A 13,559-nucleotide genomic window follows, 5' to 3' on the forward strand; every position below is an offset into this window, starting at 1 on the left:
GGCTCCGTGATTCGGGAACGGCAGGCGAGGAAGGTCCGCCCTCATAGCCCAATCGTCGCCGATGATCGAGCCGAAAACGATGCTGCGGCCGCCGAGGCAGGCGGCCACGAGATCATTGTATAACGAGATCGACACGAAGCGTGAGCGGCATCATCTCGATGCCGCCATTCACGCCCTTACGAGGCGAGCATCAGGTCCATGTTCTGGACGGCGGCGCCCGATGCGCCCTTGCCGAGATTGTCGAGCAGCGCCACCAAATTGACCTGCGAAGCGCCTGGGGTGCCGAAGACGAAGAGCTTCATCGTGTCCTTGCCTTCGAGCTCGACGGCGTTGACGCGGGCAAGCCCCTTGCTTTCGGCCAGCGGCACGACACTGACGATATCCTGGCCGGCATAATGGGCGACGAGGGCGGCATGGATGCTCTCCATCGTCGCGCCCTCGGCGAGATCGTCGAGATGCAGCGGCACCTGCACGATCATCCCTTGAGCAAACTTGCCGACAGATGGCGAGAAGATCGGCGCGCGGTCGAGCAGGCCGTGCACGGTCATCTCCGGCACATGTTTATGGGTGAGCGGCAGGCCATAGAGGAAATGCGGTGCGGTGATCGCATCCGGGTGATCCGGGTTTTCCATCTGCGCGATCATCTGCTTGCCGCCGCCGGTATAACCGGAGACCGCGTTGACCGTGACCGGATAACCGTCCGGCAGAATGCCGGCGGCGCGCAGCGGCCGGATGAGACCGATCGCTCCCGTCGGATAGCAGCCGGGATTGGCGACGAAACGGGCGGCCTTGATCCTGTCGGCCTGCGCACCGTCCATCTCGGCAAAGCCATAGGCCCAACCGGGATTGACGCGGAAGGCGGTCGAGGTGTCGATGACGCGCACATTGTTGTTGGCCGAAACCATCTGAACCGCTTCCTTCGACGCGTCGTCGGGCAGGCAGAGAATAGCGATATCGGCGCTGTTCAGCATGTCCTCGCGCAGGGCGGCGTTGCGCCGCTCGGCTTCGGGGATGGACAGAAGCTCGACATCGCGGCGGCCGGCCATGCGCGTGCGGATCTGCAGACCCGTCGTGCCGTGTTCGCCGTCGATGAAGATTTTCGGTGCCATGTTAAACCTGCGCTTTCAATGGGTTCTGAAGGTTTCCGGATTCAGTTTGAGCGATGATAAGTCAGCCTTGTGACACGGCGATGGCGCGTCGCTCGGCGTGAAGCCCCAGCATATACATCGCCACCGTTGCCCCCGCAATGGCGGTGATATCGGCATGATCATAGGGCGGCGATACCTCGACGACATCAGCGCCACGGATATCGAGCTGGTGCAGGCGCTGCAGCACCGAGAGGATCTTGACGCTCGACGGCCCGCCGGCAACCGGTGTGCCGGTACCCGGCGCAAAGGCCGGATCGAGGCAATCGATATCGAAGGTGAGATAGGCTGGCGCCCCGCGCGTATGGGAGATGATCGCCGAGGCGATATCGCCGGCGCTCATTTCTTCGACCTGATGACCGTAGAGAATATTGACGCCGCAATCCTCCGGCGCATGGGTGCGGATGCCGATCTGGATCGAGCGGTCGGGATCGATGATGCCTTCGCGAGCCGCCCGCGCCACGAAGGAGCCATGGTCGATGCGCCGTTCTTCGTCGAACCAGGTGTCCTGGTGCGCGTCGAACTGCACGAGCGCCAGCGGCCCATGTTTTGCCACATGGGCTTTCAGCAGCGGCCAGGTGACGTAATGATCGCCGCCGAGCGTCAGCAGGAAGGCGCCGCTGTCGAGGATGACATTCGCCTGGCGCTCGATGGCGGCAGGCGTATCCTGATGATTGCCGTAGTCGAGCAGGCAGTCGCCGTAGTCGATCACCGCCATGTCGGCGAAGAGATCGCGGTGGAAGGGATATTGCGCGTCATTGTCGAAGATCGCCGAGGCGCGCCGGATCGCCTGCGGCCCGAAGCGCGTGCCCGGCCTGTTCGATGTCGCGGCATCGAAGGGAATCCCCCAGACGGCGACGTCGACGCCGGCGAGTTCCTTGGTGAAGCGGCGACGCATGAAGGACAGCGCGCCGGCAAAGGTCGGGTCGCTGGCGGCAGAAGTGAGGCTGGTCGCCGTGAAGGCGTGGTCAATCGATCTGTTCGCCAAGTCATGCTCCTTTTTTCGGTGGCAAAACCATAGTCGCGTTCGGTGCGGACGCTGCGTTGCATGATCACCGTTCGACGCCAAAGCGTCGGGTGGCGGTCTCGCGAAGGAATTGGCTGATCCCTTGCGCGCAGAAAGGGGTAGGCGAGCTGCGGGCAGATTTCAAGCCATCGATCGGATGACGGCCGCCCATTGCGGTCGAGCGGCCGTTCTTGACCATCTGCTGTCAGGCCGGCTGCCGCAGGGACCACAACCCGGCGAGCGTCGCCAGCGCGCTCACAGAGATATAGCCAACGACCGGCCAGGCGCTGTCGCCGCCGAGCAGAAGCACAAAGACCGTTCCGGCAAAGCCGACCAAGATGCTCTCGACACAGAAATACAACGCGACCGCCGTTCCTGCCGTGTCGCCAAAGGCCTCAAGCGCGCCATTGGCAGTCACCGCGGTCGCCAGGACGATGCCGATCGCGATGATCCACATCGGCACGACGAAGCTGACAAAGGAGGGCTGCAGAAACAATTCTCCAAAGGCAAGCAGCACGGCGCCGAGAAGCAGCGTCGCCATGCCTCTGGCAAGACTGCCTGCAATGCCCCAGCGCATGACGAAGCTTTTGGCGAAAGGCGCCGTCACGATCATCGCCAGTGCCACGGTGGCAAAGGCGACGCTGAAGCCGATGCCGGAGAAGCCGGCCCTATCGATCAGGATACGGGGTGCCGTCGAGAAGAAGACGAAGAAGGCACCCATCGCCGTGCTGAAGCCTAATGTATAGACCCAGAAGGGAAAGCTCTTCAGGATCGGGCGGAGGGCGATCTTCGCGGTGGCGGCGGGACGGGTCTCATGCCACCGCATGCCGGCGTTGAAAAGGGCGGCAACCGAAAGGAGGCCGATGACGAGGAAGATGGCGCGCCAGCCGAAGCGATCGGCGATCAAGGCTCCGGCGATGGGGCCCAATGCCGGCACGAAGGAGAGGATGGAGCCGAGCAGGCTATAGATCGTGCTGCTTTCGGGACGCCCGGCGTAGACGTCGCGCACTGTTGCGAAGGTTGCGACGAGAGCCGCCGACGCACCGACTGCCTGCAGCAATCTCCAGGCCACGAAAAGCGGTGCCGCCGAAGTGCCGGCAAGCAGGAAGGAGGAAGCGGCAAAGAGTGCCGTGCCTCCGAGCAGGACGGGCCGTCGTCCGACAATATCGGAAATCGGCCCGAAGACGATCTGCCCGGCGCCGAGCACGAGCATATAGAGGCTGAGGGTCAGTTGGATGACTTCAGGTGAGGTGCCGAGCGCCTCCGGCATAACAGGCACAATCGGCAGATAGATATCCATGGCGAGAGAGGTCAAGATGTCGAAAGGCGCCATCAGCAGCATGGCTGCCGGCACGGAATAGCTCCAGCGCTGGATTTTGGGATAAGACATGGGAAAGCATCCGCTCAAATGATTTCATTCGGCGGCGATCTGTCTTTTCATCAGTATCGGAATTGGCCGGACAGACGCCGCAACAACAGGGCAGGGTTGTTGCGGCCTATTTGTCTGCGGACTTGGTTGTTCCCATGATGCGACCCTGACTGCGGCTTCGCTCATTCGCGAAGCGTTTTGCCCAGTTTCTACCAGCAGAGTTTCTACCAGCAGAACCGAAATGCGACAATGGCAGCCGGCACGCTTCCGCCTGGGTTGAACAGCGCAAATAAAAAGGCCGGGTTTCCCCGGCCTTCGTAATTCCGTCTGTCCGAAGCGATTAACGCTTGGAGAACTGGAAGGAGCGGCGGGCCTTTGCCTTGCCGTACTTCTTGCGTTCGACGACGCGGCTGTCGCGGGTCAGGAAGCCGCCCTTCTTCAGCACCGAGCGCAGGCCCGGCTCGAAGTAGGTCAGCGCCTTGGAGAGACCGTGGCGAACAGCGCCGGCCTGGCCGGACAGGCCACCGCCGGCAACGGTTGCGACGATGTCGAACTGGCCGTCACGGGCAGCCGCAACGATCGGCTGGCGCAGGATCATCTGCAGCACCGGACGGGCGAAATATTCCGCGAATTCCTTGCCGTTGATGATGATCTTGCCGGAGCCCGGCTTCACCCAGACGCGGGCGACGGCGTTCTTGCGCTTGCCGGTCGCGTAGGAGCGGCCGAGCGAATCGACCTTGCGGACGTGGGCCGGAGCAGCAGCTTCGGAAGCCGTGCCGAGATCCTTCAGGGAGGAGAGGTCAGCCATGATCAGGCGCTCCTTACGTTCTTTTTGTTGAGCGCGGCAACGTCGAGGGCGACCGGCTGCTGGGCTTCATGGGGATGGTTGGAGCCGGCGTAAACGCGCAGGTTCTTCATCTGGCGACGGCCGAGCGGGCCACGCGGAACCATGCGTTCGACGGCCTTTTCGAGGACGCGCTCCGGGAAGCGGCCTTCGATGATCTGGCGTGCGGTGCGTTCCTTGATGCCGCCGGCATAACCGGTGTGCCAGTAGTAGACCTTGTCGGAATACTTCTTGCCGGTGAAAACGACCTTGTCGGCATTGATGACGATGACGTTGTCGCCGTCGTCAACGTGGGGCGTGAAGGTTGCCTTGTGCTTGCCGCGCAGGCGCATAGCGATGATGGAAGCGAGACGGCCAACGACCAGCCCTTCGGCGTCGATGATCACCCACTTCTTCTCCACCTCTGCAGGCTTCTGGGAGAAGGTTGCCATAGTGAATACTCTCTTTTGGGACCCTTGGCCCTAGGGCTTAAAGGGCGTTTCTTGTTGCTTGGATTGGCAGGCGCGAGGCATGCCAAAAAGAAAGCAGCCCGGACAGGCTGCGTTCTGGCGCGGTGTATAAAGGGAATGTGACATCGGGTCAATATCGACTCTTCCGACGCCTGTAAAAAATTCCAAGCGAAAACAATATGTTAGATGTATGGTATTATGATACCTCACATTTGTTAGGTAGTGAACTGGGGAGGCTGACGTTTTTTATCTCGTCGCTGCCGGCTTTTGAAACCGCATCCCGCGGTCGAAAGCGGCCCTAACCTTTGAACTCGCGCAGGCATTTCATCATTTCGCGAAGGCCGCGTGTCAGATGTTTGTCCCGGCGCAGCACCATGCCGAGGCGGCGCGTGAGCCGCGGATTCAGCGATGATGTCGTCACCAGACCGGCGCGTTCGCGCTTCAGCGCCAGTCCCGGCAGGATCGACCAGCCGAGCCCCACCGCCACCAGTTCCTTGATTGCCTCGATGCTGCCGAACTCCATCGCGGGGCGGATTCTGGTATTGGGAGCAGCAAGCCACCCATCGATTGCCCGCCGCGTATTGCCTCCCTCGTAAAGCAGCAGCGTCCTGTCGCGCATGAAGGCGGCGTCCGGCCCGCCTTCGGGAATGAGACTGCCTGCGGGAGCGACGGCCAGCAGTTCCTCCTCGTAGAAGGGTTCGATCTCGAAGTTCCGTCCCGATGCCGGCAGAGCGATGACGGCGATGTCGAGGCTATTGTCCTCCAGATCGCGCAGAACGTCATCGGCATCACCGATGCGCACGGTGATTTCGAGGCCGGGCATGCGTTTTCTGGCGGCGGCGATGGCGCGTGGCAGCAGATGAATCGACGCCGTGCCGCCGCTGCCGATGCGCACGCGGCCGCTTGCGCCATCTCTGTACGGCAGCATCGCTTCTTCCGCCGCCGCCGATTCCTGCAGCAGGCGTCGTGCATGCGCGAGAAGATCGAGACCTGCCGCGGTGGGCTGCGCCCGTCGCCCGACGCGCTCGATCAGCCGGACACCGAGCCGCTGTTCGAGGCCCTTTACCTGCAGGCTGACGGCCGGTTGAGTGAGGGCCTCCTTGTCGGCTGCAGCCGTAAAGCTTCCGAGATCGGCAACATTGACGAAGGTCGCGAGTTGATCGAGGTTGAGCGCCATGCCAAAGAAATCCTTATACATATCATAATATCTATAAGCTTCTTTCGTGGCGTCTTCCAGCGCATCTTTCATCCCTTGAAGAAGGGAAGAACAGATGGCTTTGGAAACCAGCGGGATCTTTGTGGCGCCTCGCGATATCGTTCGATCGAAACTGCGCCGCCTGGCGCGTTGGAGCCTGCGGCGGCTGGCGATGATCGAGCATCATCTCGAAAAGCGTCGTAGCCGCCGCACGCTGTCCGAACTCACCGACGACGAGCTTCGCGATGTCGGTCTGACGCGTGCGCAGGCAAGTGCCGAGGCATCGAAGTCGTGGTTCTGGTCCTGACGGCAGCGGCTTACGCGCGGAGTGCGGATCCTGCTCGAAATTGCCAGCGCCTTGTGGCAAAACGTCTGCTGGAATCGAGCGGGCGCAGGGAGCAGCATCATGGCCGAAATCGTATCCTTCCCGGACGCAGCCAGGGCAGAAGAGTGCGGATTGCTGACCCGCTCGCTGCGCGACGGCGTGCTGCGGTTGGTGCTCAACAATCCGCCGGCCAATGTGCTTTCGATCGCGCTTCTCGAAGCGCTGATGCACGAGCTGGAGACGGCCGGGGCGGATTCGGATGTGCGCGTCGTCGTCATCGCTTCGACCGGCAATGTCTTTTCCGCCGGGCATGATCTCAAGGAACTCACGACCCATCGCGCCGATGAAGATCAGGGGGCCGGCTTCTTCGAAAAGTCCTTCCGGCTCGCTGCCGATCTGATGCTGAAGATCGCCCATCTGCCGAAGCCTGTCATCGCCGAGATCGACGGGCTTGCAACGGCTGCCGGCTGTCAGCTGGTTGCCTCCTGCGATCTGGCGATCTGCACCGACAGTTCGACATTCTGCACGCCGGGCGTCAACATCGGCCTGTTCTGTTCGACGCCGATGGTTGCCGTTTCCCGTGCCACGCACCGCAAGCAGGCAATGGAAATGCTGCTGACCGGCGAGACGATCGACGCCTCGACCGCCAAGGATTTCGGCCTCGTCAACCGCATCGTGCCAAAACAGTATCTGGTGCAGGTCGTGTCCAAATATGCGGCGGTGATCGCCAGCAAATCGCCGATGGCGCTGAGGATCGGCAAGGAAGCCTTCAACCGCCAGCTCGAACTGCCGGTGGAGGCGGCCTATGATTATACCGCCAAGGTGATGGTCGAAAACATGCTGACGCAGGACGCGCAGGAAGGGATCGGCGCCTTCCTCGGCAAGCGTATGCCGGAATGGAAGGGCGAATGACTCACGCCAGTTTCAGAACCAGTCCGCCGATTGCGATAACCACGCCGGCGACGTAGCGCCAGATGCTGGCCTTTTCCTTGAAGACGGTGATCGAGATCACCAGCGCAAAGAGGATCGCGGTTTCGCGCAGAGCGGCGACGGTCGCGACCGGGGCTTTCGTCATCGCCCAGAGCGCCAGCCCGTAGGAAGCGATCGAGCCGGCGCCGCCGATGAGGCCGCGCCACCAGTTGCGACGGACGTGGCGCGCGACGGCGGCAGCGCCGCGCTGCGACGCTGCCCAGGCAAACAGCAGCACCGGCGGCAACAGCGACATCCACAAAGTGTAGGAAACCGCATTGCCGGAGATGCGTGCGCCGATACCGTCGACATAGGTGTAGCTGGCGATGACGCAGGCATTGGCAAGCGCGAACATGACGGCGCGGCTGCTGCCGCGCCTCGCCTCCAAAGCCAGCGTCAGTACCCCGGCCGAAATCGTCATCGTGCCGGCAAGAGCGCCCCAGGAAAGATCTTCCTTGAGGATGAAACCGCTTGTCGCGGCAATCAGCAGCGGTGCGCTGCCACGCATCAATGGATAGACGAGGCCGATATCGCCGGCGCGGTAGGCGGCGGCGACCAATTGAAAATAGGCGAATTGCAGGATGGCCGAGGCGCCGATGAACGGCCAGGCTGAGGCTTGCGGCAGCGGCAGGAATGCCAGGAGCGGCAGCGCCGAAACCGCACCGCCGGCCGAGATCAGTGCCGCATCGAGGGATTTGTCGCTCCCCGCCTTGACGATGGCGTTCCATGTCGCGTGCAGCAGTGCGCCGAAGAGAACGAGCAGGATGACGTCGAGAGGCAAGGGAGTAAATCCGGAAAGGATGAGAAGAAGCGGAACACGCCTCGCTTCAGCGTTTCGAATTCCTGAAAAGACAACTGAGATTTGCACGAAAATGCACGGCGGCCGCCGCTTATGCGGTCATGTGTCGAATAGCATTCTTTCAGTAGGTGAACAATGGTGGCTCATTGGAGCAATTTTTACGTGCGCGCGACATGCGTTCAATCCAGGCGCTCCTTTCAACTATGAGATGTTTCTAATGGACATAAGAACATAGCGCGGCATTATCATGAACAAAAGGAGAAAAAAGCTGTCGGAATTCGGAAGTAGATTATCCTATGCTGCTGAAATATAGATATTATTCTATAACTTTGACATAGGGGAAAATTAAAGCTTTTGATTGTGCAATCTTCAAAAAATCGCAGCGCGGGATTGAGCCCCAAACCTTTCGCAAGCGCGAAAGACGTATAGTTTCCCGCAGCCGTTACAACCGTTAAAACCATCAAAGTTGATGATGAGGAACGAAAAGCATCCCGTCAAGGTTGTCGATGTTCTGGCAGTTCAGGACCGGGCAGCGGGGATCGTCCTTCGAGGGAATATGCGTCCATTCCGCATAATCGGTCGCGTCGCAATAATTGCTGTTGCGGACATAGCGATCGTAGAGCGGCAAGCCGCGGGGAGACTGGTAGCGGAAGATGACGGCGCCCTGATTGTGGATGGCGGCGCGCACGCTGGCACAGCTCATGGCGAGCGGATTGTAGCGCGAGATCGCCAGCGCCGGCGATGCGGCAAGCACGAGCATGAGGGCAAGAGCGATTTTTTTCATCGAATCATCCTCAGGGAGTATCCAATTCATATATACGGAAAAGACGCCCAACCGGTTTCACGGAAATGCAAAAAAATATGCGGGGCCGTGCTGAAGGGCTTTCGGGAGTGGAGACACGGACATGAAACACGACGCTTACACGGATGACTACCTCGCCGGAATCCTGCATTCGGTAAAGACCATCGCTCTGACCGGCGCTTCGCCCAATCCGGCCCGGCCGAGCAACGGCGTCATGGGTTATCTGCTGTCGCGCGGCTATGAGGTCATTCCTGTCAATCCGGGGCAGGCGGGTAAGCAGATTCAGGGCCGTACCGTGTATGCCCGGCTCGCCGACATTCCCGTGCCGATCGACATGGTCGACGTATTTCGCGCCTCCGAATATCTGGACGGGGTCATCGAGGAGGCGCTGGCGCTGAGCCCGCTGCCGAAGATCATCTGGTCTCAACTTGGTGTCCGCGACGATGCGGCGGCGGCAAAGGCGGAGGCCGTCGGTGTCAAGGTGGTGATGAACCGTTGCCCGGCGATCGAATATCCTCGTCTCATTGCCTGAGTTGCTGTTGGCGGAGACGGATTTTCCACGGAACGCCCGCGGGTTGAAACGGATCGCGATTAACTTTCGTTCGTGAGTGGTTATGATCCCGCTCGTCAGCAATAACGGGAGGACGACATGGCCAAGAACGATCCGGGATTCAACACGTTGGCGATCCATGCCGGCGCACAGCCCGACCCGGCGACCGGCGCGCGGGTAACGCCGATCTACCAGACGACCGCTTTCGTCTTCAATGATTCCGATCATGCCGCCGCCCTCTTCGGCCTGCAGGCCTTCGGCAACATCTACACCCGCATCATGAACCCGACCCAGGCCGTGCTCGAGGAGCGTGTCGCAGCGCTCGAGGGCGGCACGGCAGCACTTGCCGTCGCCTCCGGCCATGCAGCGCAGATGATCGTCTTCCACACCATCATGCGCCCCGGCGAGAACTTCATCGCTGCGCGCAGGCTCTATGGCGGCTCGATCAACCAGTTCGGCCATGCCTTCGAGAATTTCGGCTGGCAGGTGCGCTGGGCCGATTCCGACGATCCGGCAAGCTTCGAAAGCCAGATCGACGACAAGACGCGCGGTATCTTCATCGAAAGCCTGGCCAATCCCGGCGGCACCTTCGTCGATATTGCCGCTATCGCCGACGTCGCACACCGCAACGGCCTGCCGCTGATCGTCGACAACACGTTGGCGACCCCCTATTTCATCCGTCCGATCGAGCATGGCGCCGACATCGTCGTACATTCGCTGACGAAATTTCTCGGCGGCCACGGCAATTCCATGGGCGGCCTCATCGTCGACGGCGGCACCTTCGACTGGTCGAAATCCGGCAATTACCCGATGCTGTCGAGCCCGCGGCCGGAATATAACGGGATGGTCCTGCACGCGACGTTCGGTAATTTCGCCTTTGCGATCGCTGCCCGCGTGCTCGGCCTGCGCGATCTCGGGCCGGCGATTTCGCCCTTCAACGCCTTCCTGATCCTGACCGGCATCGAGACGCTGCCGCTCCGCATGCAGCGCCACAGCGACAATGCGATCGCCGTCGCCAAGTGGCTGAAGGCGCACAGCAAGATCGCCTGGGTGAATTATGCCGGCCTCGACGACGACCCGAACCATGCCCTGCAGCAGCGCTATTCGCCGAAGGGCGCCGGCTCCATCTTCACCTTCGGCGTCAAAGGCGGCTATGAGGCGGGCAAGACGCTGGTCGAGGGACTGGAGCTCTTCTCCCACCTCGCCAATATCGGCGACACCCGTTCGCTCGTCATCCATCCGGCCTCGACGACGCACCGGCAATTGACCGACGAGCAGAGGATCGCCGCCGGCGCCGGGTCTGACGTCGTGCGCCTTTCCGTCGGCATCGAGGACGTCAAGGACATCATCGCCGATCTCGAACAGGCGCTCTCGAAGATCTGAGATCAAAGGGGTCCATAATGACCACGGCAAATTTCATCACCTTCAGCATCGACGGCGTCCAACCGGAGTTCGGCGCCCCGGAGCCCGGCCGGATCATCTCGGGCGATCCGCAATTCCGTAGCTGGAACCTGGAGGAGGCCGAAGGTGGCCTCTATTCCGGTATCTGGGAGGCGACGCCGGGCAAGTGGCGGATTGTCTACGAAGAGTGGGAATATTTCAGCCTGCTCTCCGGCCATTCGATCGTGACGGAGGAGGGCGGCGAGCCGGTGCATCTGAAGGCGGGTGATCGGATGATCCTCAGGCCCGGCTTTAGGGGAACGTGGGAAGTCGTTGAAACGACTCGCAAGGATTATGTGATCAAGGTTTGAGCAGACCGACGCCGGCGACCCCGGGCCTGTCCCGGTTTGCGGCGATAATGGCCTGTTTTTCCGCCAATGACAGCGCTTCTTTGCGGGATAGAACGCTTTTAACCAATCCCATTAATCGGGCCTACATCGTCAAATGCTAGATCTGATCTGCAGCGCATTGCGGACATGATGTCTCCTGCCGTCTCACAGACATGGCCTTGCAATTAATCTTTGCGGAATTTGCATGTCGTCGAATCTTGCAGGTAGGCACGTTCGGACTCAGACGTCTTCCATCATTGCGACAACCGTCTGCTTCCTCGTCGTCGCTCTCGTCCTGACCGGCCTTATGGCTCATGTCGTCGTCAAGATGACCCGGTCGGCAAACGAGATCGACGATGCCAGGGCCAATCGCGCTGCCCGCGCCGCAATCGGCGCTTTTGTGGCTCGCCTGGGTTCGACAACGACTGACAATGCCGTATGGGACGATGCCTATCGTGCGACCTCATCGCCGACCGCCGCCGATTGGGCCTATGAGAATTGGGGAAAAACCAGCGAGGATTACGCGCTCTATGACGGCGCGATCGTCATCGGCCCCGACCGGTCTTCGGTTGTCTCGGCCTATGCCAAAGGCAAGCCCTTCCAGCCGAGCGCGTTTTTTGGCGAAACCTTTGATCAGCAGATCAATGCGGCCGCTGATCCTGGGCGGGCGCCGGTGGTCAATTTCATCAAGACCGAGAGCGGCGTCGCGCTGATCGCCTCGCAGGCAATCCAGCCGTTCGAGGCGAGCGGCGAGCTTCCGAAGCTCAGCACGTTGAGCTTCTACAAGGACATCACGCCTGAGGTTCTCGACACGCTCTCGAACGAACATGAACTCGAAGGCCTGCACCTCGAGACGACGCCCAAGCCGGCGTTCCTGAACGCGCCGATCACCGACATGAAGGGGGCCGTCATCGGCTATCTCGTCTGGCCGAGCAAGGCGCCCGGAAGCACCGTGTTTCATCAGGTTGCTCCTTACGTCGCGGCCGCTATCGCCATCCTTGCGCTGTTCCTGATCGGCGTTCTGTTGGTTGGCGCGTCCGAGGCGCGACGCCTGCGCCAGTTGGCGCAAGCAGCACTTTTCGAGGCGGGCCATGATAGCCTGAGCGGCCTGTTGAACAGGCATGGGCTTCTCAGCCTGCTGGAAGACCTCGAGGATGTGGGCTCTACGCCACTCCGGCTCTATCTGGTCGACCTTGATGGCTTCAAGGCCGTCAACGATGCCTGGGGGCATGCGGTGGGGGACGATTTGATTCGGCTGGTCTCGAACGCGCTGACCGCCTGCCACCCCGAAGTCGTTGCCGCGGCCCGGCTGGGGGGCGACGAATTTGCATTGGTGCACGTCGGATCCGCCACGTGCGAAGACATGGAAAAGACCATTCTGGCGCTGTTTACCGAGCCCTTCAAAATCGACGGACGAACGATCGAAGTCGGCGCAAGCATCGGAGCGGCTGCGCTCAACGGAGACATTCCGCCTTTGGAGCTGCTCCGCAGAGCGGATATGGCCCTCTATCGCGCCAAGACAAATGGCAGGGGGCAGGCGATCGAATACGATCCTGAACTGGACCAGGAACGCCAACGCGTCGCCGAGCTGGAAGGCCTGTTGAAGCACGCCATCAGCAGTGGCGCGATCGAAGCCGTTTTCCAGCCTCTCGTCTCCGCCACAACAGGCGCTGTCACTGGTCTTGAGGCGTTGGCACGCTGGCGAACGGCGACGGGCAACATCAGTCCGGAGATTTTCATCCCGCTTGCCGAGAGATGCGGCCTCATCGATGCGCTTGGCGTTCATATGCTCAGAACATCGATCGAGCATGCCAAGAACTGGCCCGATCTGGCATTGTCGGTGAATGTTTCGCCGATCCAGCTCTGCAATCCGGAATTTGCCGCCGAAGTGATCTCGGTGCTGCAGGAACTCGATTTCAATCCAAGCCGGCTGACGCTGGAGATCACCGAAGGTGTCCTGATGACAAATCCGGACCAGGCGCGACGATCGATAGATCAGCTGAAGCGCGTCGGCATCAAGTTTGCGCTCGATGACTTCGGCTGCGGCTACGCCAGCATTGGCGCATTGCGGCAGTTCGGGTTTGATCGCATGAAGATCGACCGCTCGCTCGTGTCGGCTCTCGACGAAGGCGCAAATGGCGCCGATGTTCTTCGGGCGACCATTTCCCTGGCGACCGCCCTGCAGATTCCGGTGACCGCCGAAGGGATCGAGAATACCCGCCAGGCGGCAATCTTGCGCGACGCCGGCTGCGATCAGCTGCAGGGATATCTGCTTGGAAGACCTATGTCGGCACACGACATATCCAGCAAGCTGGAAGAAGAGTCAGCCGCATGACT

General features: G+C 61.0%; 14 protein-coding genes. 6 read left to right on the forward strand and 8 right to left on the reverse strand.

The genetic code is table 11. The features are described from left to right. Window positions 1-176: 176 nt before the first annotated feature. The 6 genes from argC to NE851_RS18175 all read right to left on the reverse strand — a co-directional run bounded on the left by argC (window position 177) and on the right by NE851_RS18175 (window position 6,011). Entirely contained in the window at window positions 177-1,109 is a 933-nt protein-coding gene (gene argC, locus NE851_RS18150) for an N-acetyl-gamma-glutamyl-phosphate reductase (RefSeq protein WP_063474292.1), read from the reverse strand. A 61-nt stretch (window positions 1,110-1,170) separates the two neighbouring features. After that, the gene (speB, locus tag NE851_RS18155) at window positions 1,171-2,133 is read right to left on the reverse strand and encodes an agmatinase (protein WP_063474293.1); all 963 of its coding nucleotides are present in this window, start codon (window positions 2,131-2,133) and stop codon (window positions 1,171-1,173) included. A gap of 223 nt (window positions 2,134-2,356) precedes the next feature. Further along, complete coding sequence (cml, locus tag NE851_RS18160; RefSeq protein ID WP_097543014.1) at window positions 2,357-3,541, reverse strand: CmlA/FloR family chloramphenicol efflux MFS transporter; 1,185 nt, start codon at window positions 3,539-3,541, stop codon at window positions 2,357-2,359. 319 nt (window positions 3,542-3,860) lie between these two features. Further along, window positions 3,861-4,328 carry a 30S ribosomal protein S9 gene (gene rpsI / locus NE851_RS18165; protein WP_047616469.1) on the reverse strand — a complete coding sequence of 156 codons (468 nt, stop codon included), beginning with the start codon at window positions 4,326-4,328 and terminating at the stop codon, window positions 3,861-3,863. Window positions 4,329-4,330: 2 nt separating this feature from the next. Then, window positions 4,331-4,795 (reverse strand): 50S ribosomal protein L13, encoded by a 465-nt coding sequence (gene rplM, locus NE851_RS18170; protein WP_012483399.1) that lies wholly within the window; start codon window positions 4,793-4,795, stop codon window positions 4,331-4,333. A gap of 316 nt (window positions 4,796-5,111) precedes the next feature. Continuing rightward, window positions 5,112-6,011 (reverse strand): LysR family transcriptional regulator, encoded by a 900-nt coding sequence (locus tag NE851_RS18175; RefSeq protein WP_254961918.1) that lies wholly within the window; start codon window positions 6,009-6,011, stop codon window positions 5,112-5,114. 73 nt (window positions 6,012-6,084) lie between these two features. On the opposite strand from NE851_RS18175, the gene NE851_RS18180 reads away from it, so the two are divergent. Together NE851_RS18180 and NE851_RS18185 are read left to right on the forward strand one after the other, a co-directional pair. Beyond that, the gene (locus NE851_RS18180) at window positions 6,085-6,315 is read left to right on the forward strand and encodes a DUF1127 domain-containing protein (RefSeq protein WP_063474295.1); all 231 of its coding nucleotides are present in this window, start codon (window positions 6,085-6,087) and stop codon (window positions 6,313-6,315) included. Between the two features lie 99 nt (window positions 6,316-6,414). Beyond that, the gene (locus NE851_RS18185; RefSeq protein ID WP_254961920.1) at window positions 6,415-7,245 is read left to right on the forward strand and encodes an enoyl-CoA hydratase; all 831 of its coding nucleotides are present in this window, start codon (window positions 6,415-6,417) and stop codon (window positions 7,243-7,245) included. A 1-nt stretch (window position 7,246) separates the two neighbouring features. Here the strand turns inward: NE851_RS18185 and NE851_RS18190 are convergent, their stop codons facing one another. Both NE851_RS18190 and NE851_RS18195 read right to left on the reverse strand, forming a co-directional pair. Beyond that, window positions 7,247-8,083 (reverse strand): EamA family transporter, encoded by an 837-nt coding sequence (locus NE851_RS18190; protein WP_097543016.1) that lies wholly within the window; start codon window positions 8,081-8,083, stop codon window positions 7,247-7,249. 478 nt (window positions 8,084-8,561) lie between these two features. Continuing rightward, the gene (locus tag NE851_RS18195; RefSeq protein WP_063474297.1) at window positions 8,562-8,885 is read right to left on the reverse strand and encodes a hypothetical protein; all 324 of its coding nucleotides are present in this window, start codon (window positions 8,883-8,885) and stop codon (window positions 8,562-8,564) included. Window positions 8,886-9,006: 121 nt separating this feature from the next. Between NE851_RS18195 and NE851_RS18200 the strand changes: the two genes are divergently transcribed. The 4 genes from NE851_RS18200 to NE851_RS18215 all read left to right on the forward strand — a co-directional run bounded on the left by NE851_RS18200 (window position 9,007) and on the right by NE851_RS18215 (window position 13,557). Continuing rightward, complete coding sequence (locus NE851_RS18200; RefSeq protein ID WP_097543017.1) at window positions 9,007-9,435, forward strand: CoA-binding protein; 429 nt, start codon at window positions 9,007-9,009, stop codon at window positions 9,433-9,435. A 117-nt stretch (window positions 9,436-9,552) separates the two neighbouring features. Next, entirely contained in the window at window positions 9,553-10,836 is a 1,284-nt protein-coding gene (locus NE851_RS18205; RefSeq protein WP_047616478.1) for an O-acetylhomoserine aminocarboxypropyltransferase, read from the forward strand. A 17-nt stretch (window positions 10,837-10,853) separates the two neighbouring features. Next, a complete protein-coding gene (locus NE851_RS18210) occupies window positions 10,854-11,204 on the forward strand; it encodes a cupin domain-containing protein (protein WP_047616480.1) in 351 nt (116 codons plus the stop codon). 223 nt (window positions 11,205-11,427) lie between these two features. Beyond that, the gene (locus NE851_RS18215) at window positions 11,428-13,557 is read left to right on the forward strand and encodes a bifunctional diguanylate cyclase/phosphodiesterase (protein ID WP_097543018.1); all 2,130 of its coding nucleotides are present in this window, start codon (window positions 11,428-11,430) and stop codon (window positions 13,555-13,557) included. Window positions 13,558-13,559 lie beyond the last annotated feature (2 nt).

The organism is Rhizobium anhuiense bv. trifolii, from assembly GCF_024346605.1.
Taxonomy (GTDB): domain Bacteria; phylum Pseudomonadota; class Alphaproteobacteria; order Rhizobiales; family Rhizobiaceae; genus Rhizobium; species Rhizobium anhuiense.